The organism is Diplocloster hominis (assembly GCF_032380655.1).
GTDB lineage: Bacteria > Bacillota > Clostridia > Lachnospirales > Lachnospiraceae > Diplocloster > Diplocloster hominis.
In genome coordinates, this window is sequence record NZ_JAWDIY010000058.1 from 1 (window position 1) to 20946 (window position 20946).

Annotated in this window: 17 protein-coding genes and 1 tRNA gene; 5 read left to right on the forward strand and 13 right to left on the reverse strand. The window is 50.5% G+C overall.

Annotation, left to right across the window (positions count from 1 at the left end):
* Positions 1-674: 674 nt before the first annotated feature.
* Entirely contained in the window at positions 675-830 is a 156-nt protein-coding gene (locus tag ABC831_RS25340; protein ID WP_343250863.1) for a hypothetical protein, read from the reverse strand.
* Positions 831-954: 124 nt separating this feature from the next.
* On the opposite strand from ABC831_RS25340, the gene ABC831_RS25345 reads away from it, so the two are divergent.
* The gene (locus tag ABC831_RS25345) at positions 955-1869 is read left to right on the forward strand and encodes an exopolyphosphatase (RefSeq protein WP_343250864.1); all 915 of its coding nucleotides are present in this window, start codon (positions 955-957) and stop codon (positions 1867-1869) included.
* 31 nt (positions 1870-1900) lie between these two features.
* Here the strand turns inward: ABC831_RS25345 and ABC831_RS25350 are convergent, their stop codons facing one another.
* The 3 genes from ABC831_RS25350 to ABC831_RS25360 form a co-directional block, all read right to left on the reverse strand.
* Entirely contained in the window at positions 1901-2761 is an 861-nt protein-coding gene (locus tag ABC831_RS25350; RefSeq protein WP_343250865.1) for a DUF6544 family protein, read from the reverse strand.
* On the reverse strand, positions 2762-3247 hold the full coding sequence (locus ABC831_RS25355; RefSeq protein WP_343250866.1) for a MarR family winged helix-turn-helix transcriptional regulator: 486 nt from the start codon (positions 3245-3247) through the stop codon (positions 2762-2764).
* 353 nt (positions 3248-3600) lie between these two features.
* Positions 3601-3672, reverse strand: a tRNA-Glu gene (locus ABC831_RS25360).
* A 307-nt stretch (positions 3673-3979) separates the two neighbouring features.
* On the opposite strand from ABC831_RS25360, the gene ABC831_RS25365 reads away from it, so the two are divergent.
* Complete coding sequence (locus ABC831_RS25365) at positions 3980-4840, forward strand: AraC family transcriptional regulator (protein WP_343250867.1); 861 nt, start codon at positions 3980-3982, stop codon at positions 4838-4840.
* A gap of 21 nt (positions 4841-4861) precedes the next feature.
* Here ABC831_RS25365 and ABC831_RS25370 read toward each other — a convergent pair whose 3' ends face one another.
* The 9 genes from ABC831_RS25370 to ABC831_RS25410 are packed head-to-tail and all read right to left on the reverse strand — an operon-like array spanning position 4862 to position 15785.
* The gene (locus ABC831_RS25370; RefSeq protein WP_343250868.1) at positions 4862-6724 is read right to left on the reverse strand and encodes a metallophosphoesterase family protein; all 1863 of its coding nucleotides are present in this window, start codon (positions 6722-6724) and stop codon (positions 4862-4864) included.
* A gap of 33 nt (positions 6725-6757) precedes the next feature.
* Complete coding sequence (locus tag ABC831_RS25375; protein ID WP_343250869.1) at positions 6758-8161, reverse strand: glycosyltransferase family 2 protein; 1404 nt, start codon at positions 8159-8161, stop codon at positions 6758-6760.
* On the reverse strand, positions 8145-9305 hold the full coding sequence (locus tag ABC831_RS25380) for a HEAT repeat domain-containing protein (RefSeq protein ID WP_343250870.1): 1161 nt from the start codon (positions 9303-9305) through the stop codon (positions 8145-8147). Before ABC831_RS25380 ends, ABC831_RS25375 begins: the two co-directional genes overlap by 17 nt.
* A 29-nt stretch (positions 9306-9334) precedes the next feature.
* Entirely contained in the window at positions 9335-11503 is a 2169-nt protein-coding gene (locus tag ABC831_RS25385; protein WP_343250871.1) for a hypothetical protein, read from the reverse strand.
* A gap of 21 nt (positions 11504-11524) precedes the next feature.
* On the reverse strand, positions 11525-13078 hold the full coding sequence (locus tag ABC831_RS25390; RefSeq protein WP_343250872.1) for a CotH kinase family protein: 1554 nt from the start codon (positions 13076-13078) through the stop codon (positions 11525-11527).
* 17 nt (positions 13079-13095) lie between these two features.
* On the reverse strand, positions 13096-13773 hold the full coding sequence (locus ABC831_RS25395) for a DUF4956 domain-containing protein (RefSeq protein ID WP_343250873.1): 678 nt from the start codon (positions 13771-13773) through the stop codon (positions 13096-13098).
* Between the two features lie 16 nt (positions 13774-13789).
* Positions 13790-14497: a polyphosphate polymerase domain-containing protein gene (locus ABC831_RS25400; RefSeq protein ID WP_343250874.1), complete on the reverse strand. Its 708-nt coding sequence runs from the start codon at positions 14495-14497 to the stop codon at positions 13790-13792.
* Positions 14498-14506: 9 nt separating this feature from the next.
* Positions 14507-15427: a hypothetical protein gene (locus ABC831_RS25405; RefSeq protein ID WP_343250875.1), complete on the reverse strand. Its 921-nt coding sequence runs from the start codon at positions 15425-15427 to the stop codon at positions 14507-14509.
* Positions 15414-15785 carry a hypothetical protein gene (locus tag ABC831_RS25410; protein ID WP_343250876.1) on the reverse strand — a complete coding sequence of 124 codons (372 nt, stop codon included), beginning with the start codon at positions 15783-15785 and terminating at the stop codon, positions 15414-15416. The genes ABC831_RS25405 and ABC831_RS25410 overlap by 14 nt, the downstream gene beginning before the upstream one ends.
* A 178-nt stretch (positions 15786-15963) precedes the next feature.
* On the opposite strand from ABC831_RS25410, the gene ABC831_RS25415 reads away from it, so the two are divergent.
* The 3 genes from ABC831_RS25415 to ABC831_RS25425 are packed head-to-tail and all read left to right on the forward strand — an operon-like array spanning position 15964 to position 20738.
* A complete protein-coding gene (locus ABC831_RS25415) occupies positions 15964-16698 on the forward strand; it encodes a LytR/AlgR family response regulator transcription factor (RefSeq protein WP_343250877.1) in 735 nt (244 codons plus the stop codon).
* The gene (locus ABC831_RS25420) at positions 16688-18820 is read left to right on the forward strand and encodes a hypothetical protein (RefSeq protein ID WP_343250878.1); all 2133 of its coding nucleotides are present in this window, start codon (positions 16688-16690) and stop codon (positions 18818-18820) included. The genes ABC831_RS25415 and ABC831_RS25420 overlap by 11 nt, the downstream gene beginning before the upstream one ends.
* Positions 18807-20738 (forward strand): ATP-binding protein, encoded by a 1932-nt coding sequence (locus tag ABC831_RS25425; protein WP_343250879.1) that lies wholly within the window; start codon positions 18807-18809, stop codon positions 20736-20738. Before ABC831_RS25420 ends, ABC831_RS25425 begins: the two co-directional genes overlap by 14 nt.
* Positions 20739-20946 lie beyond the last annotated feature (208 nt).

Below are 20946 nucleotides of genomic sequence, written 5' to 3' on the forward strand. Positions count from 1 at the left end.
ACTTAAGGCTGTTACCCGGTGAAATCTAAATGAAATCGGTCCGGCAGGTTTGCGGTCCGTGGCTGATTCGCCCCGAATGCCGGATGCATTCGCGGCTCAGCAGCCACCGAAAGACTGCACGGAACGCAGTCTTTCGCCGCAAACCTGCCGGACCGATTTCATTAAGATTTCACACGGGCGCCTTATGTGACGGAACGGAGCCAAACACCGCTGTGCCGGACAGGAGCCCCACCCCCCGGATTCCTCATCCCCTACACTAATTTGTGCGCAGAAGATACAAAGCAAAAACGATGGTCTTATGGTACTGTTTGTTCAGTACAAGTGTACATAGATTAGTACGACGGATTTGAATGTAAACGATCAGCCATTTCCTCCTATGCCTGAATTAGTGTAGGGAGTGATGGAGTCGTACCGGTTCTTCCTACGGGCTGGGGATATCCCTCCCCGTCTGACGGTGCTGAACGGGCCGGAATCCTGGACGGCTCCGGGCTCGGGAATCCGTTTGTGTCACCCTGGACGGGCATAGGGCGGCTGAGCAGCAGCTTGGTGAGAAAGAAGCGCCGGATTCAGGATGCGGGGCGGCCTTCACGGCCGACCCGCAAGGGCCGCTGAACCGGGAACACATCATGTGTTCCTGGTGAATCGACCCGGTTCCTGAATCCGGCGCTTCTTTCTCACCTAGCTGCTGCCAGCGCAAGCCCTCCGCTCGTCCAGGGTGACACAAACGGATTCCCGCGCCCGGAGCCGTCCAGGATTCCGGCCCGGTCAGTGCCGTCAGACGGGGAGGGATATCCCCAGCCCGTAGGAAGAACCGGCACGACTCCATACACTCCCGGCCCCCCTTTATTTCCCCGCAGAACAGTTGCCTTCTCCGATTGAATCAACTATAATAGAGATACCTGTACCATACGCTTGACAGGAAAGACATTCGAATAAGTAAAGGGGTTGAAAGGTATGAGATTAGTTACACGGTCCGATTTTGACGGACTCGTATGCGGCGCTCTGTTGAAGGAGGCCGGAATTATTGATCACTGGAAGTTCGCCCATCCTAAGGATTTGCAGGATGGACTTGTAGAAATCAATGAAGATGACTGCCTGGCCAATGTGCCCTATGTGGAGGGCTGCGGGCTCTGGTTCGATCACCATTCCAGTGAAATGGAGAGGAATCAGCTGGCTGGGAAATATAAGGGGGAGAGCCGCTTGACACCCTCTTGTGCCAGGATTATCTATGATTATTACGGAGGGCAGAAACGTTTCTCCCATTTTGACGAGATGATGGATGCGGTGGATAAAGTGGACTCCGGTCATCTGACTATCGACGAAATCCAGAATCCAACGGGCTGGATCCTGATTGGATTCCTGATGGATCCCCGGACCGGTCTCGGCCGGTGGCGGAATTTTACCATTTCCAATTATCAGCTGATGGAGAAGTTGATTGACGCCTGCCGCACCATGTCCACAACAGAGATTTTGGACTTGCCGGATGTAAAAGAGAGAATAGAGGTCTATTTTGAACAGACGGAGAAATTTACCGACATGATCCGGAACTATACCCGCACAGATGGCGATGTGATCATTACGGATCTTCGCGGTGTGGAACCCATCTATACCGGCAACCGTTTTTTGATCTACAGCCTGTATCCGGAGCAGAATATCTCCGCCTGGATCGTGGACGGCAAAGGCGGTAAGGGGTGTTCTGTGGCGGTCGGCTACAGTATCTTAAACCGTACCTCGAATATCGATGTGGGAAGCCTTATGCTCAAGTACGGCGGCGGCGGACATAAGATGGTCGGCACCTGCCAGTTCCCGGATGAGAAGATCGGGGAACTGCTGCCGAAGCTTCTGGAAGAGCTGGTGCATCCGGCATAACAGGATTGATACTTTATGAGGAGCAGGCGAATCATTTTATTGTCAGATCATCTTCCTTTATCCTGTAACTAATTTCAATATGGCCACTTTCAAAATAAGTGTAATCGCCGTCAGGCAGCACCCAGCTGGCTTTAACGGCCCCCGGCTGGATATAACCGTTCTGGCTTTTGTAGTCGGAATAGTCCACATACCATGGGGTCAGGGTGCTGCCTTTTCCGTTCTCATCCATATATCTGTCATTGGTTTCAAATCGTATGATATCCCCGTTTGGGTCAAACGTAAACCGGCCCTTTCCGGTGACAGACTTCCAACGAATCGTGCCTTCTATCGTCCGGTCATCGACGGTGCGCCAGGACACATACTCCTGTAAAAATAAGGACGGCATATAGACTGCATCCGCTAAAGCGGTGATCAGCTGGCTTTGGTCCATCTTAGCCCCGGCAGAGCGGAATAGCTGGAACTGTTTGGCAAGCATTCCTGTCATTGAGCCTGCCCCATCCAATACGCTGTCCTTGGCCTGAAGGGGGAGCCCAGCGATCCGTCCTGACAAGAAGGCATGGCGGTCCGGCCGCTTTGCAAAATTGACCTGCATAAACTGAACAAGAATCGGCTTTTTTCCGCGGGATATGCCAAACCTTGCTTTATGGAAACGAATCATCATGTGATCCATCATGTGGTTTCCAATATAGCCGCTGTTGATTATATACTTTTTCAGCAGGTCAGGCAGACCGGACATGCGTTCCAGGGTAAACCGCTCACCGGAATCCTCCGGTAACGCGTCCATGGTGCATCTGACTTCGGCCAGATATTGCTTCCAGAGTCTGCCTCCGGGCACCGCCAGATACATAGCGATAATTACAAGCGCGAGAAATCCTATTGTGATCCATACCATTTATTTCACTTCTCCTTCTTCTTCACTTATCTGCCCGCTGCTGCGCTTTTCCATTGTCTCGATGTTCTTCTCCAGCAGACGCAGTCCGTTGTATAGACCGGAAAGCGTATCCCCGTCAAATCCTCGAAAAACATCCCCCAGAAAAGCATCCTCTGTACCCGCGCGGATCGCAAAGTAATTGACACAGTACTCTGTCAGGGATAGCACCGTGGCTCTTCCGTCAGCAGGATGCTTTGCCATGTCCAGAAAACCTTGCCGATTCAGCAAGAGCGCCATTTTCTTTATATTCTGATGTGAGGTGCCAATCATAGCTGCCGCTTCCCCGATCGTCAGCTTTTGCCCCGCGCTTTGAGAAATTACAGCTATCAACATCCATTGTTTCATGGTCATGTAATCGTCCACTCTGTCCCCGAGCTTCTGCAGGCGGTTAGCCAGCGCAAAAACGCTGCCAAATATGTATTTTATTTGTGTCATAGAATCAGTCATCACGAAATCCTCCCATCCAAAAAGGTAACTGGTTATATAATTATATAACCAGTTACCTTTTTTGTCAATTGCCAAATATGGGAGGGGACTGGCATCTTTCGGCAGTAAAGGGAAGCTTTCAGACAACTGCGTGGAGAAAGGGGCCTGTCCCCGGATTTCAGCCTGAAATGATCCCACCGCGGGGAAGCAAACCTTTTTTCCCTTGAACAGACCAGCCTCCAGGGACAGGCCCCTTTCTCCACGCAGTTGTCTGAAAGCTTCCCTTTACTGCCGAAAGGTGCCAGTCCCTTCCCCTATGAAGAAAAAAAATCCCGAACCATTTTGATATGGTTCGGGATGTCCAACTTATCTGATGACTCCAAGGGGATTTGAACCCCTGTTACCGCCGTGAAAGGGCGGTGTCTTAACCGCTTGACCATGGAGCCTTGTCCGGCTGAATCTGCCTCAAAGCGTCAACCGGAGTTTATCTTATCATATTATGAGCTTCAATGCAAGTATTAAAATAAGAAATTTTCCAGTTATTTCCCAGTTATAAATTATTTCCCAGATAAGACAGATAATTTCCAGAAATATACTGTGTTACAGCCTGTTACCATCTACCCGTATGCGGTATAATCAGACTAAATCTCCCAGTCAGGAAAAAGAACCCGGACAGACAAAATATAACACGGAAAATCGGGAATTTCCCCTTCGAATCCCGTAAGCTAGAACTACAGTCAGGAGGTGTTGCACATGAACTGGACCGAATGTATCAGTGAAGCGATCCGATATATCGAGGCTAATATCACCGAGAAGATCACCATCGGGGATATCGCAAAACAGGCAATGATATCACCCTTTTATTTTCAAAAAGGATTTGCCATGCTGTGCGGTTTTACCGTCGGGGAATATATTAAAAAACGCAGGCTCACCTTAGCCGGCAGCGAGCTTGTTTCCACGGACAGTAAAATTATTGATCTTGCGCTCAAATACGGCTATGATTCTCCCGATAGCTTTACCAAAGCATTTACCCGTTTTCATGGTTCCACACCTGCTTCTGTGCGAAAAGGCGAAGCTATGATCAAATCGTTCGCTCCGCTGAAAATCAAGCTTACATTCGAAGGAGGTAATACGATGGATTACAAAATTGTTAAAAAAGATGCGTTTACGGTAACCGGCGTGTCAAAGGTATTCAAATATGAGGAGGCAGCCGCCGCGGTCCCGCAGTTCTGGTCGGATTATTATACATCCGGGAAGAACGAAATGGTCCGCAGCGTGTACGGTATCTCCATTGATGAAAATATGGACGGCAATGAGTTCGAATACCTGATCGCCGATAATTACGACCCGGCCGCGGACATTGCGGGCGATTTTACCACCAGGGTTATCCCCGCACACACCTGGGCTGTCTTTGCCTGTGTTGGTACGGGTTCCCAGTCCCTGCCGGCGGTTCATGAACAGATCTTCTCGGAATGGCTGCCCAATTGCAGGGAGTATGAGATCGCGGCGGGTTATAATATTGAAATGTATAGCGATCCCGCCGATTATCCGCTGGGTGAAAAGGATGAACACTTCTACAGCGAGATCTGGATACCTGTCCGGCAAAAACAATAACCGGTTCCTGCCACGCAATCCTTATTTCGTAAGAGTACACGTATCGATCATCTGTCCGCCGGTGCTGAAGGTCCGTATCCCGAGCGTCAACCCGTTTACATCCACCACGGTAATCAGGGGTTCTTCTTCCGTCTGGATGTAAGCGGCGTAGGGCAGGTCTGTCTCATATTTTCCATAATACTTGCTGCCGGAAGAGGAGGCAGCTGTCAGATACAGGGTCTGCCCTGTTTTGACCGGGCCCTCCTCGTTTCCGGTTACTTTGGTCCCCTCCATCAGATAGGATCTCGTGTACAGATGATCATGGCCGGCCAGTACGAGATCCACATGATACCTGGAAAAAACCGGCGCCAGGGCTTCCCGCATGGCCAGGATCGTCCCATCCCCGGCGTGGGAGCCGGCGCTATAGAGGGAATAATGCATGGTGGCAATGATCCAGTCCGCTTCCGAGCTTTCTGCCGCCTCCCGGATAAAGGCCTCATGCTGCGCATAATCCTTGTTATTCGAATCAATGGCCAGGAACAGCACATTTTTATAGGTATAAGCATAATCATGAAGCTCATCCCCCGTCTTGGTAAACTGCTGGTCGTACAGCAGGGTTCCTGCCTCATGGTTCCCGGGATTTACAGCCACTGGAAGTTCCTTTAAGATCTGGGGCTGGCGGAAGCCATAGTATTCTTTGACCGCCATATCCTTCTTTGAACTGTCCACCTGGTCTCCCGCCGACACCAGGAATGCCGCATCCGGCGCCAGCTCAAGGCCTGCCTTCAGCGTCTGTTCCCATCCTTTGGTATCCTGGCTGATCTCACCGGCTCCGATCTGCGGATCGCCCGCGAACAGGAAAGAGAACGCTTCCCCGGGACTTTGGGAAGAAACGGAATAGCTGTCTGAATAATTCGGATTCCCCAGCTGTTTGATCCGGTAGATGTATTCGGTTCCCGGCAAAGGCAGGTTTATTTCAGCCTTATAGCAATAGGTGGAGGCCACCCCGGCATATACCCTTTCCATCAGCACAGTGTCATAGGACTCCGGGAACGCCCCGGCTGTTTTGGGGGCGTACCGGACCTCATATACTCCCTTTTCCTTTGCCAGCCAGTTTACAAAGATCTGCTGTGCCGTATCACCCACTTCCAGAAGCAGGCCTGAGGTGTCCGGTTCTTTCCGCTCAGGTGTCTGATAGGAGATCCGCAGCGACGAAAAATCAAAGACGATATCGGAGCTGTTGGCATTGGCCTGGTGCAGCTCCACAGCTACCGTATTCCTGCCCTCTTTTAACATGGGAAGCTCACTGATAGCGAAGGTTTCCTTCCTGGCGGAGTTCACTGTTTCCGCTGCGCCGTAGGACATAAGGTCCGCATATCCCCCTCCCGGTGTGTTCCCCGCCCAGAGGAGCTCCCCGTTCAGATAGATCAATACCGCGTCGTCAAACAGGAGCTCCCCCTCCAGCGCTTTGATGGTGTCCTTCGACCGGATGTCGATCTCTGTCCGAAACAGACAGACTGGCCTGGTCACCGTCCGGGTCTCATCCGTATACTGCGCCAGCAGGTTCTCGGCATATTTTCCTTCTTCTATCTCTGCTTTTTGTCCCTGATACGCCCCAAAACTCCCGGCTGCTTCTTTCCAACCCGAATCATCATAATCCGGCATCGCCCAGTTCTGATACTCACCCGCGTCCAAAGCCATGTCCTGGTATCTCCATCTGGTCTCTCCCGACACGATCAGGTTTTTGTCTGTATACGTTTCAGCCTGGGCCAGTTCTGATTTCGAACCGTTGCCATACTGCCCCTTCTGATGCAGCGCCATGGAAAATACGAAAAAAAGCAGCAGTACTGCGGCGGCAAACGCCGCTCCATATTTGATCCATTCCCATACTTTTTTTCTGCCCATCAGTGATCACCTCTGTTCTTTCTTCCTATCTGATTATTCACGGTTGTGACGAAAACGTTCTTTTTCTCCCCAGACGCTGCGGTTTTTGCGGTATCCCAGCAGCGCGTTCATTCGTACCAGCATCAGGATAAACCGCATGCCCACCAGCTCGAATCCGCTCAGAAGAATCGCCCGCAGGCCATCCCAAAAAGAGATGTACAGCTGCTGGGTATGAATCCGGCTGAAAAACGCGATCAGCGTAAGGATGCAGCCAAACAAAGCGTAGACTCCGAAAAACAGGATCATAAAAGGCACGTTGATCAGGTTTACAAAGAAAGACAGGATAATCGTCAGCAAACCAAACAGCTCAATATAGGGGGATAACAGCTCATAAATCCAGAAATACAGAAATGAGATGGTTCCCATCAGCCCGTATTCCTGCTTTCCAATCACATTGTGATATTTCATAAGGCTTTCAAATAACCCGATATGCCAGCGGCGCCGCTGCCGTACCAGGTCGATCAGGCTGCCGGGGACCTGGCTCCAGCAGATCGCGTCCGGTGCGTAGCGGATTCGATAGTCAATATGGTTGGCCCTGCAGAACGCATGCAGCTTTACCACCAGCTCCATATCCTCCCCCATGGTCGTATCGTCATACCCGCCCACCAGCAGGACCATTTCCTTCTGAAACAGTCCAAACGCCCCTGAGATTATCAGATTACCGTTAAAACTGTCCATAAAGATTCTCGACGCCAGAAAGGAACGGTTATATTCCAGGACCTGCATGGCCACAATGATTTTCTTTGGCAGGCTGTAATCAGTTACCTCTCCGTTCACCAGTTTCACTCCGTTGGATATGCGGACCTGCCCGCCGCAGGCGATTACCCGGTTATCCTCCAGAACCGGCTTCGCTATCTCATGAAGGGAATCTTTTTGCAGCATGGAATCGGCGTCCATACAGATAAAATACGGATACCGTGAGATATTGATCCCCATGTTCAGGGTATCCGCCTTCCCGCCGTTCTCCTTTAGTACCAGAGTGATTGGGACATTTCCAACTTTCGCCTCATAGATGTCCTTCTCGGCCTTACAGGGAATGGTTTTCCGGATCGGCCGGCTGATCTGATGCATCTGAAAATGCTCGATCAGGTACTCACCCGTCCGGTCGGTGGAACCGTCGTCCACAATGATGATCTCGTATAATTTATATTCCTGCTCCAGCAGGGTCAGCACCGTATCGATGATAGTCATCTCCTCGTTGTGGGCCGGTACGATTATACTGATGGGCAGGTAATACTCCTGATGCAGATCCAGCTCCAGCTCCTCATCCCTGCGCTTCTGGTATAGCCTGGTAGACCCCCAGAGCACGGACAATAACAGGAAACTGCTGTATCCGATCAGGTACAGGATAAAAAACACATCCACACCAAATAAAAATATCTTAACCGCGTCCATCATCTGTCATCGCCTCCTGTTCCAGGGCCGCTGCCGCCTCTGCCGCCGGTTCCGTCTGCGCGGACGCGGCTTTCTCCTGATCCAGCTTATACCGGAGCATATCTTTTGCATACCGGTCACTTCCCTGCAGGACCTCCTGCAGCAGCGCGCTGTCCTTTCCGATCCTGACCAGAGAATCGGAAGCATTATCCCGAATGTACCAGTTGCTGCTGTACATTCCCTGTATCAACGCCCGTATGCTGTCCTCTCCCGGGTAATTCTCCAGGGACGCCGCTGCCAGCGCCGCGAATTCCCAGTCATCGATATTCCATTCCAGGACCATGCGGCACAGTACCGGCCCGGCCTCTTCATAGTGATAACGCCGGAAATACCGGATAATGGCAAACTGTACTTCCCGGTCTGTCTCTTCATTCAGCAGCGGAAGAAAGCGGGCGCAGAATCTATCCGTCACTAACCTTATAAAATTAATAAAGGCGGTCTGGTAATACGGGGGAAATTCATTCCAGTGAGCCCATAACTGGTCAGCCAGTTCCAGACGGTCACCGGAAAAAGCCAACAACCCATCCGTTATAAGCTTAGCGCTGTGCTCGATCTCCTGGCGGGCCATCAATTGATACGCCCGGACCACAATGGATGCGGATGCGCCGGCATACAATGCCTGCAATGCGTTTTCCCTGCAGTAGATCGAGTGTTCCATCACAAGCTGCAGCATGAATTTCACAAAAGGATCCCGCTGCGTCGCCCCGCACAGCCGGTATTGTCCGATCAGGTGTGCGTAAAACGCTTTGTCCATCACGCTTTTCTTACTGTACTTTTCACAGGTCCCTGTGAAAATCCGGCGGTTGGCCCCGGCCCAATTCAGAAACTGCTGCTGTTTCCCTTCCCGCTCAAGCTCCTGCTCCGCTTTGTAGAACAGAGACAGCTGCGTGGGTCTGGCCAATTTTTTCATCAGCTCCCGGTCCTCTTTCTGATTCATCGGCTGTCCGGATTCGATCAGATTCCCGATCCGTTCCTTCCATTTTCTAATCTTATGCGGCCTGTGCAGATCCGCCCATTTTCTGCGCCCCGCATAGGCAGCGTTAAAAGCCAGCATGCATACACATAAGGCCATATACATATATATGAGGATATTTACCCGAAGTACCATGTTATCAGCCCCTTCTGCCCTAATACGCTCTATTCACCAGTTCCGGTCCAGAGCTTCTGCAGGGCGTAATAGCCCTCTTTTAACCGCTCATGATATGTGATGTCTTTTCCCCAGCCTTCCAGCGGTACCGGCTGCATGGGGATCACATCCGAGGCTTCACCCAGAACCCCGATACCTGTATAAAACTCTTCGATCTCAATCCCTTCAATCCCGTAATTCTCATAATAATCATCATGAATCATCATTTCAGATGGATTACAGAAGTTAAGCAGCAGCCATGGAAGCCTGACCTCAATCTCGTCGCCCCGGATGATAAAGTCTGCTAAAGAATTAAAATCCTCGCTCTTTGGATTTCCATTTCCATAAGTGAGTGTCCCTGTGTCGAATGTCTCGCCGATATCATAACCGGTGGTATCCAGCTCCTCATGAGGGTCCAGCGGAACCTGCAGCATCAGCCGGATATCGACGAATTCGTCCGTATCCCTCTCCGGCTCATTCAGATAGGCGTCCTCCAGATAGACCCGGTGGGAGTAGATCGCCCGCAGAGCCTCATACCTTTTCTGGACCAGTACACGGCTGTTGCCCCTTCCGTCCAGGATCATGAGAAAATCCGCCGGACGTTCAAAGCTGCCTTCCAGCCCGCGGCAGCTGGTACTTCCGCTCTTTGGGGTAGTGTCGATGGGTACATACAGCACATCCTTTTCCGGATCATACTGCTCTTTCCGTATTCGGAAATAGAGATACTTTTCATCGTATTTGGACCAGAGGCTCATCCCCTCCCGCTCCATTACCAGATCCTGATCTGTCCACTCAGATACATCACCGTCCACATAGCACACGCTTTCCTCTTTTCCGGGATCAAAGGACAGAACCCCGAAATACTGCTCATTGGTCTGATAATCACTCCAGAACGGGGTTTTGGTCAGATCCGTATACGCCATGGTATTCCAGGTCCGTTTAAACCATTCATCCTGCCAGGTAAAAGCGATGGACCCCGCGCACCCCGCCGCCATAATATCCTGGTAACAGGTCACCAGCGCCCGGGCCTGATCCGCCTCCGACATGCCGCCCTGTGCCCGCCCTGTATTTCTGTCACTCTGGGCACGCCCTCTGGCGGAAGGAACTCCGTACTCGGCGATCACCACGGGAACCGTGTGGTATTCGTTCAGCATGGTGACATAGGCCCGGTAAGAATTGAATACGCCGTTTTCATCTATAAAACGTTCCTTATCCTCCACATCCACGTCCATGATATCCAGGAAGCCCAGGTAATCCGGGAAATACGGGTAGACATGATAGGATGCGAAGTGACCGGACAGGAATGCGTCCGTTGTCTTTATATGTTCCACATCCACCTTTGCGAATTTACGGAAATAAAAATCCACCAGCTCATGCCAGTCAAACGGGTCCGTGGTCGGCCAGTTGCTGAAAGCGATCAGCCGCTGGTCATTATACCGCACGGTTTCGTATTCGATAATCCGGTCACCCACCTGGGCCAGCATGGCCTCGAAAGGGGAAGCGTCATCCGTCGTATACATATATTTCCCCTGGTACCGGTTTTTCGTGTCCTCCATATGATTCGTGTAGGCGACCGTCGTATCCTCCCATTCCACGCCCAGAATATATCCCAGGACCCAGGGGGAGATATCTTTATGATAGGTACCGCTGCCCAGATCCTCCCCCAGGGAAAATATCTTGTTCCCATGGATGATATCCACCAGGGTTCTGGAATCGTTCAGCATGGCATCCAGAAAATCCGCATCGTACGCATCCCTGTGTGAAAACTGTACGTAATCGTTGACCCATAATCCATGCAGGATATAGAGCGGATTCTCATTCTCATGATTGTATTCCCATACGGCATTATAGAAATCGTCCGATTGGATGGTATATACCCGGACGCAGTTCGCCCCCATTTCCTGAATCATGGAAAACCAGCGCAGGTAGGTCTCCTGATCGATGGCGTAATCCGTCGCGAAATGTCCCGGGATTCCGACACCCATATTGATTCCCCGTATTTCAAATGGTTCCATCCCGTTTCCCGTATCGGCCAGGATCGTCTTCCCTTCTACCGTAGTAAAGGTATGCACCGGCTGATCCGGCCGGATTCCGATAAACAACCCGATTTTCGGGGACAACAGAATCCAGCCGGCCCCGATTACAATCAGAACGGAACAGATAATTAAGAATTTTTTCATATGCCCGGCCCCCTCCTGATTCTAGTGGTTGAATTTCTTAACTGCGGATTCATGGCTGTACTGCCGTAATACTTCGATGTTCTCATCCAGCCAGTCCAGTCTCCCAAACAGGGTATCCTTCATCTGCTGAACCGCCTCCTCATAAGAGCCGGGATTGCGCTCGTCGGGAGCCAGCTTATTCCTCCAGTCCAGGTTCGCGCTGTCGAAGCTGTAGCCCCAGACCGCGTAGTTCCGGTCCACGGCGGTATCCAGATAAGCGATGGTATCATCGATATAAGTATCCAGATAATCCTCACTCAGGGTTGTGGTACGCAGTTCCCGGTAGCGGCGGATAATGCGGTCGATGTAGGTTTCTTCCTTGATCATCATCAGAAACCAGGGCGCCTGTACCGAGACGAACTGACGGATGTAGAAATCATCCTGTTTTCCCCGGGCGGCATTGTCCAGATCATTGTTAAAATCCCAGACGCAGGGCTTAAACAACCCGTTCACGTCCTTATAGAAATAAGTGGACAGGTTTCCCATATCCCGCTGTAAAAACACTTCCATTAAAATAAAGTAGTCCACGAACTCATCCACATCCACATTTGCCGGAAACCCATACCGGTAAGAGTCATAATCATAGGAATATAATGCTTTTTCAAACTTACTGACATCCCGTTCTATAAAATCCTTCAGCTCCGGGGTCAGGTTTCTTTCACCCGGATAGACAATATCAAAATAGGAAGTCTTTCGGAGGATGGATGTATACTTGCTGTAATTGTCCATGGCCGAGAACTTATCGTTATCATCATTTTCCAGACCGATGATATATCCCGTTACATTCCGGACTTTATTGGGTTTTTGGATATCGATTCTGCCTTTCCCGCGGCTGACGGTTTCCATCATCACATATACGCCCTGGTATTCCCCGTTCACGATCACCTCGCAGAACCGCACGTCCGGCGCATAGTCCATCAGGGAACCGGAGATATTCATCGCCAGGTAGTTCCGCATCAGCGTTTTATCCAGAAATGGGCCGTGCAGCGCCCACTCATGGTTTTCCTCCATTCCCATAATGGGGATGTCCAGATAATTTCCCCCCGCATCCACCGTTTTGACCGCAAAAGAATGCTTATCAAACCACCGGGATGTATTCCCCCGGACCCGGATCTGTATATAGGCAGAGACATCCGGTTCGTCCTGCGGCGTATTGTATGTATCCTGGTGATCCACGATTCTGCAATTAGCGGTCAGATATTCTTCCCCTGTGGACGCTGCCGTATAGCTGGTACGGTTATTGCTGTTTAAATACGGCATACCGGGGATCTCCTCGCTGGTGTCGATCATGACCAGCGGCAGATGCGTGGACAGGGAATTAAGATCCACTGCCTCCGGGTCGTAGGAGTCTGCTGCCGCTGCCGCATCCCTGTGGATGCAGCTTAAGGTATCGATTCCGTTTAACACGTCCGGCTGCTGCGCCGACTGATGTTGATGAATCCGATATCCCAGTCTGCTCCATTCGACCTGGAACAGGACGGTAATGAGCACCGTCAGGCATGCCAGCAGCAGAAACGCCATCCTGCGTTTACTCATGGTATCCCTCCCCCGCGTCAGCTGCTGATGTCATCGTCTTGTGTCACGATATTCACGTACTGGATATGTTCGATCTCATACAGCAGATCCTCCACACTGCTGGTCCCGGCGCTGGCCTTTCGGTACACATTGCGGGGAATCTCGTAGATCAGCTCCACGGTATCTTCCGTCGTGTTCTTCACCCGCAGATCCACTCTGCGCTTAAAATAATCCGTGATCACCGACATAATCCTCTTGTCGGTACTCCTGGCTCCGCGCACAATGAGGATCATGCGGTTTTCATTTTTGATACGGCCCAGGACAAATAATACCAGAAAGACCATGGCGCTGCCGGCCCCCGCGGTAATATAATCCCCGACCCCGCAGGCCAGCCCCACCACAACGGCCCAGAATATGTAGATGGTATCTCTCGAATCCTTTACCGCGGTACGGAAACGAACGATGGACAGCGCGCCGACCATACCCAGGGACAATGCCACGTTATTACCGATCGCGGTCATGACCAGCGTGGTAAGAATCGTGAGAACCACCAGACTTACATTAAATTTCCGGCTGTACACAGTGCCCGTATGCGACAGGTAGTAGGACAGATAGATCACAAACCCGATCACAGCCGCAACGATCAGCTGGCTTACGATACCTGTCATATCCAGGGATTGTACCTGCTGTAACAGATTAATCAGATAATTACTCATTTAAGTCAACCTCCTCTTATATCGTTTCACTTCTATGCAAGGACTGCCTTCTGGACAGACAATATTTACTGACCGCCATCTCGCTGTCATCGCACATACTCAACAGCTCTTTTAGATAGGACAGCAGAAAATGATTATATTTGATTTCCAAAAAGGATTTCCACGGCTGAATCACCGGATACAGCCCCGGCTGCTCATCAAATATACTCCTGCCTCCCTCAGAGGCCATGAGTCCTGAGTCAAATGTGATCCGAATGGAATTCTCCGGCAGTATGTATGCTTTCCGGCGGTACTCCACGACAGCCACAGGCCGGTACTGATTCATGGTCAGGATGCTGTAATACTCCGCCGCGAATTCATCGTCATAGGCCCGCAGCACAGTATAATCCCCCCGCTCCATCTTAAGGGCTTCCTCCCTCGTGATCCGCATGGATCTCTTCAGCTGGTTTGAGCCCTGTTTCTGCTTGATTTCCAACATCGCGTATTCATCTTCCGGGTGATATATGCGCATCCGCATCTTTCGTCTCAGTTCGATTCCCGCCAGCTTATCGTTAAAATCCCGGTTGCTCATGGTATCAAAATAAAGGGAACGCACCAGATAACCAATCCCCTCATTATGCGGGTCCGGACGCAGCAGCTTGTTAAGCCTGGTTTCCATCCACATCCGCTGTTCCGTATTGAGCATATATTTTTTCTCCTGACGTAATACTTTCTGTACCTCCATGGGCATCCCTCACTTTCCACCGTCCGCGTTCCGCGTCATATCATACAGCGGCAGCGTCCAATGATAATCCCTGACTATGGGGATATCCGGATACGCCTCCTCCACCCTGTCCCAGGTCTTTAACGCCGCTTCGATTCCCCGCTGCCGGTAGGTTTCATTCTCCGTCAGTCCGTGTACGCCGATCTCCTGGAATTCCAGAATACAGTGCAGACCCTTATCATACTTCTCACACAGTTCCGCCTCTGTTTTTATCATTTCCACTTCATTCCCAATTCCATAGTTCATCACCGCCGCCTCATCACAGGCATAGGCGATCAGCTGTTCCAGATAAGCCGTCAGCCCCTGGTCATCATAATGCCTCGGTATGCACTGGATCACCCGCAGCTCTCTGGAGGCGGCATATTCATAGGCGGCCCGCATCCCCTTCACATAGATATCCATATAGTAGGCAGGATCTTCCCGGAACCGGCTTGTGACGTAAGGTTCGATATCTGTCATGATTCCCCGGAACCGGTACGCCTCCTCTACACTGTCATTGTAGTCCGCCACCGTTTTCATCTGCCGGGTAACAGACGCCCCGTCCTCCTCAAATCCCCATTCCACAGAACCTGTCAGGGCATACACTTCCACATTCTGTTGGTTCATATAGCGCATAAAAGAAATCGTCTTATCCCTGTCCAGTTTTTCCGGTATCTCCTGATACCAGCGTGTGACGGAAAGTGCCTGAATCAAATCCCCGGTCTTATTCGGATTGTCAATGCTCTCTTCGGACCACTCGAACATTCCATATACTCTGTCCGGCGCGGCTTCTCTGTTCTGCAGGGCTGATATGACTAAGCTCATGGTACACAAACAGATCAGCCCGAAAACCGCAGCAGCGGTCATCCGTGCATGGGCAGTGCTCCTTCTCCCTCTTCTAACTGTATTCATGTATATGTCTCTCCATGCAGCGCAGCATCGCATCGCAAACCTGTTCCGGCTCAACAGGCCACACCAGAAACATGGTCGTATTCAGCCGGTAGCTCTGGGAAATAAATTCTTTTTCACTGGAAATCCACACCAAAGGGACCTGTGTATCCATATCACGTACTCCGATTACCGTCTCCATACCGATAGCCCCCTTCAATCCCACAAAAATAACATCAAACTGTTGGCCCTTCATGCGATACAACAGATCTTCCCGCCATGTAAAGTATTCACAATTCAGGTTATATTGGTACCGGGCAGCAAAAAGATCCAATCCGTCTCTGAATACATCTTCCGTTTGTGTGCATATTCCGATCAGCATTCTTTCACATCCTTTCTGACAACAATGTACCATGCAGCCCCCGGTTAATAAACGGTCCCGCACCGAACGACGGTTTTTATGCACAAAAATCATTCATTTTTTCCCTGCAATCATGTAAAATATATGTAAAGTTATGCTAAAATAGATGTAAATATACAGACGGACAAAGGTGATACCTATGCAGATCGCAATCATAGACGATCAGGAGCCGGATCGCAGGGACCTGATCCAAATGCTTTCCAGATATTTTGCTTCTCACAAAGTGGGTGCCGTATGTGAGGAATTTTGTTCGGGCGAAACCTTCCTCGAATCGTTTCATCCGGGCAAATACCAGCTCGTATTTCTGGATATTTATATGGGCAAAATGAACGGTATGGATATTGCCCGTAAGCTTCATCAGGATGATGCCCGCTGCCGCCTGATTTTTTATACGACAAGCCACACCCACGCTGTGGAAAGCTATGATGTAAAAGCTTCTTATTATCTGACAAAACCCCTTCCCTATGCAAGACTATGTAATGCGCTCAACAGGTGCTGCCAGGATCTCCTGGAAGAAAACAGATATCTTTCTGTCAATCTTGGAAAAACACAGTATAAGTTATTGTTCCGGGACATCTGGTACGTATACAGCGTATCCCGCAATGCCCATATCCACCTGAAAGACAGGGACTTAGTGATCAAAGATTCCATCAGCAGCATAACGGCCATCCTTATGGAGGATGAGCGGTTTCTGTGCTGTAACCGCAATCTCATAATTAATATGGAATATGTGGAATGCATATTGGATGATTATTTCCTTATGAAAAATAAAGACCGTATCCCGATCCGCCAACGCGGAATAAGTGCGGCAAAAAAAATGTATCTCAACTATACACTCAAAAACCTGCGGAAGGAGGGACCCTATGAACTGTAGCGGACGGTATCTTTTCGCCATACTGACGGCTTGTCTTTTATTTGTCCATATATTTCCTGTACATGCCATAGCCGGGGCCCGGACTGCAGATGCCGCCGGCCAAGCGGGGGCCTCACCGGAAGAAAGCACAGCGCCCGCGGCAGACTGTTCCTCCCCCGAAGAGCTGGTCCGGCTGTTGTCCCAGGATACCACCGGAAATATTGTCCTGACACGGGATATTGAAATAAATGAAAAATTACATATAGTAGTCCCATTCGGCAGAACGGTTGAAATGGGCCCATACAGCATTCATATCGCGGAAGGTTCCTCCTTATCTATCGATGGGCCTGTCCATTTCAAGAGTATGGATGCCCCAAAACCGGCCTTCCTGGCAGATGGCACTCTTTCTTTCTTCAGTCATGCAGCCGTATCCGCATATGGGGACAGTTCCACTGCGATCGAAGTAAGCGAAAGCGGAAGCTGGTCAGCATCCTGCGCAGCGATCCTCGCAGAGGGGCCTTCGGCGTCCGCAGTAAGGATCAAATCCCAACATCCCTGCCGCATTGTCCAAAGCGTAATCTATGCCAAAGGGCCGGATGCGGTGGGCATCCACACCAATGCACCATTGCGTTTGGAGTTTAGCCGGCTGGAATCGGATGGAGCCTCCATCATAAATGGCGGTAACGAACTGATCCTGGACACCTCCCTTGTCACTCCGGCGGCCGCTGCTTCCCTTGTCATTGAACGGTATCCCGTCCTGGCAGACCGTCTTGAACAGAACGGCCTCTGTTATCCACAGGGTACGTCCCTTCCGTCCATGTTACCCAAATCTTTAAACTACCGTTTTATAAACAAGGAGGAGCCCTCGGATCAACTGTATCTTTCCATCCCCGTAGACTGGGAAGAATGTCCGGATATGTCTGCTCCGGGTGACTATCCGGTTATGTGTACACCTATAGTACAAGCCTGGTTTCCAGTGGAGCTTCCAGCATTTCCGATGATGCTCCACGTGGTTGCCCCCGACCAGCCCTTCTTGGAAGGCGCTTATCTGTTCCAGGGTGAGATCCATCTGGATTTTCTGAATGAGCTTACAGGAGCGGATCAGATGATTCTTTGCTATTCCACGGACGGAGCAAAAACCTGGCGGGATGCCTCCCGGGATTTTTCTGTCTATATGGATTCCCATCACGCCGTTCTCAGCAGCATTCCCTTCCGTGATTACTGGTTCCGGTTGGAAGTAATCGGCGGACCGCTGGAAGGCTGTTCGAATATCCTGTATTTTTCTTCCGCCTCCCAGGAAGATGATAATTTCGGCGGCGGCGACAGGGACGGCGGTGACACGCAGGAACAGGATATTCCCTCCATTACCCCAGAGCCTACCCAGGAACCGCAGGATACGCCGCCGCTTCCGGCCCCTTCCCAACATCCGGGCTCCGATTCAGATTCCAACTCCACCCCCACTTCGGAGGAGAATACTTCCAATCCCAGGACCCCTGAACAGACAGCCCCGCCTGTGTCCGGAACCGGCACTGCGCAAGAAGATCTGCCGGAACCGGATTATCCGAATCCATTGGTGAATACACCTGTTCCCCCGGTTTCGGAAGAGGTGACAGATACACAGACTGTCCTCTCCGGTAAGCGCTGCAAAGAATTATTGAAAATTAATTCCGGGTATATCCTGATCGAAAAAAATAAAATATCCGTGGAGTTATCCGCAGCTTTTCTAAAAGAACTGCCTCTGGATGACGATTCCATGATCCGCATTACCGTTCACAAAATGGATGACCTTACTTTCCAGATCTGTCTCGAGATTGACGGGACACCCGTGACAAAGATTCCGGACACGGTGATCCGTTTCCCTTATCAGCCAGCTGATCCAACCGGTATCGGTCAGCTGTATCTATACTGTCAGGAAACGGATACGCGCACCAGCGCAGAATACCTGAGTGATTCCAGTATCATCCGCGGTGAGATCCAGGTACCCGGTACCTATTCCCTGGAAGAGGGAAAAAAAGAGCGTGCCGTACAGAAAAGTTCACGGAACCTGTGGTTACCCGCCGCCGGGATCTTAGGTCTGTTTATTCTCTCTACCGTTCTCTTTTGTTACTACAGATATAAAAGGAGCAAGCATGAAGAAACTTAATCCCCAAATCCGTTTAGGTCTGCTGATCCTGGTGATCATATCTGTGTCATTCGCCCTGTTCGGCTTACTTTACCGATTTAATAATAAATACCAGTATCGGACCTCGCAGCCCATAGCAGGCGTTTTGCTGCTGGACCAGCAGGATCTTCAGGAACATCCGGTACGTTTTCTGATACAACAGTGGGAATTCTATCCCGGCATTCTCCTGTCGCCTGATGATTTCCACCAGAAAACCCCTGATGCCTACCGCCAATATGCTGCGATCGGACAATACAGCGGCTTAAACGGCGGTAACCCGTTTCTGCCTTTCCACGGCAGCGCTACTTACCGTATGACTCTAAGCCTTCCTTCACAGACACAGTCCTATACTCTGGAACTCCCTGAGATCTATTCCTCCTACCGCCTGTATATCAATGACCGGCTGGCGTTGGAAATGGGGGACCCGGAGCCAGCAAGCTATGATCCTGAGATCCGGAGCCGTATCGTAACCTTCGACGGCAGCGGTATCGTACAACTCCTTTTGACAGTCACGGATCAGTCCGGGATATACAGCGGGCTTACCTATCCTCCGGTTTTCGGATTTACTAACAGTGTATTAGGTCTGCACTACATTCAAAATATGCTTCATTTGGCTGTTTTTCTCCTGGCGTTTCTGGGAACTGCGCTCTCATTCTATATGAGTGTCCGCTCAAAATGGCGCCGCGGTCTGCTGTTCGCGCTGCTGTGTATCTGCTTTATGGGTTATACCTCTCATTCCTTACTGCATACGATCCTGGCCACAAACGTAAATCCCTGGTATCCGCTGGAGATTTTATGTTTTTATGCCATGCTCTTTTTGGTTGTCTTATTACAAAACAGTACCCTGTCCGTTTCAAAAAGGACAGCCCTGCTGTCCTGTATTATAAGCGGGACGGGAACCATACTGATCCTGGTTCTCATACTGATGATTACCTGTTTTCATTTCCCTGCGGGGAATCTGCTCTCCCACCTGACTTCATTTCTCAAATACGGCACCGCCCTGTACCTGCTGATCCTGGCTGTCATTACCAGTTTAAGATCAAAGCACTGTCCCCGCACTCTGGTAATTACCCTTATTTTTGCCGTTTCCCTGCTGGCTGACCGCCTGATGCCTCTGTATGAACCGATCATAGGCGGATGGTTTGTAGAGGTCGGCGGAACCATCCTGGTATTCGGTCTCGCGGTAGTATTGTGGAAGGATCTCTCCCATGCTTATAATTTCTGCCTGTCCTTTGAGCAGTCACAACAGCAGTTAAAATACCAGATCGCCCTGCAGACAGAACACTATCATCAGTTATCCAGGCAGGTCGCCGCCTCCCGCCAGGCATCCCATGATCTGAGACATCATATGCGAACGCTTCGTAATCTGGCTAAGAAGAATCAGCTGGATGAAATCAGGAAATATCTGGATACCTATGAACCCGCCGTATCCTTAAGCGAGGTCCAAACTTATTCCGCAAACTCCGCTGCCGACGCCGTAGTATCTTACTATGCGTCCACGGCAAAAGAAAATTCCATCTCTTTCAATGCCCTGCTGCGGCTTCCGCCCACCCTGAACTTTCCCACCGATGAACTGTGCGTGCTGTTGGGTAATCTTCTGGAGAACGCTGTGGAAGCCTGTAACCGCCAGGAGACAGGAAAACGCTTTATCTATCTGCGGGGGCAGATAGCAGACAGCAAGCTGGGAATTATTCTCGATAACAGTTATAACGGTGATATCCGGTATTCATATGATAATTTCTATTCCTCAAAGCAAAACGGAATGGGCATTGGGATTGGGATCCGTTCGGTGAAATCTATTGTCGAGCGTCATCACGGTTTGATTTCCTTTGAACCTCAGGATCATATCTTTCAGGTATCGCTGATGATTCCTTTGGAGTATGGGGAGGGGGAAGTGTAGAATGCGTTACCGCTGATCAGGGAAAATGGATGATGTCTATCACGTATCTATCCGCACAAAAAAAGTGACTATCTCTAGTCACTCGCAGTCATATACCTTCAAAACTACACACTGTAAAAATCATTACCATCCGTTCGGCTCTTTTCAAAGCCTCTTATCTTGAACCTTCAGACCATTCTGGTCAAGCCCTCGACCTATTAGTAGCAGT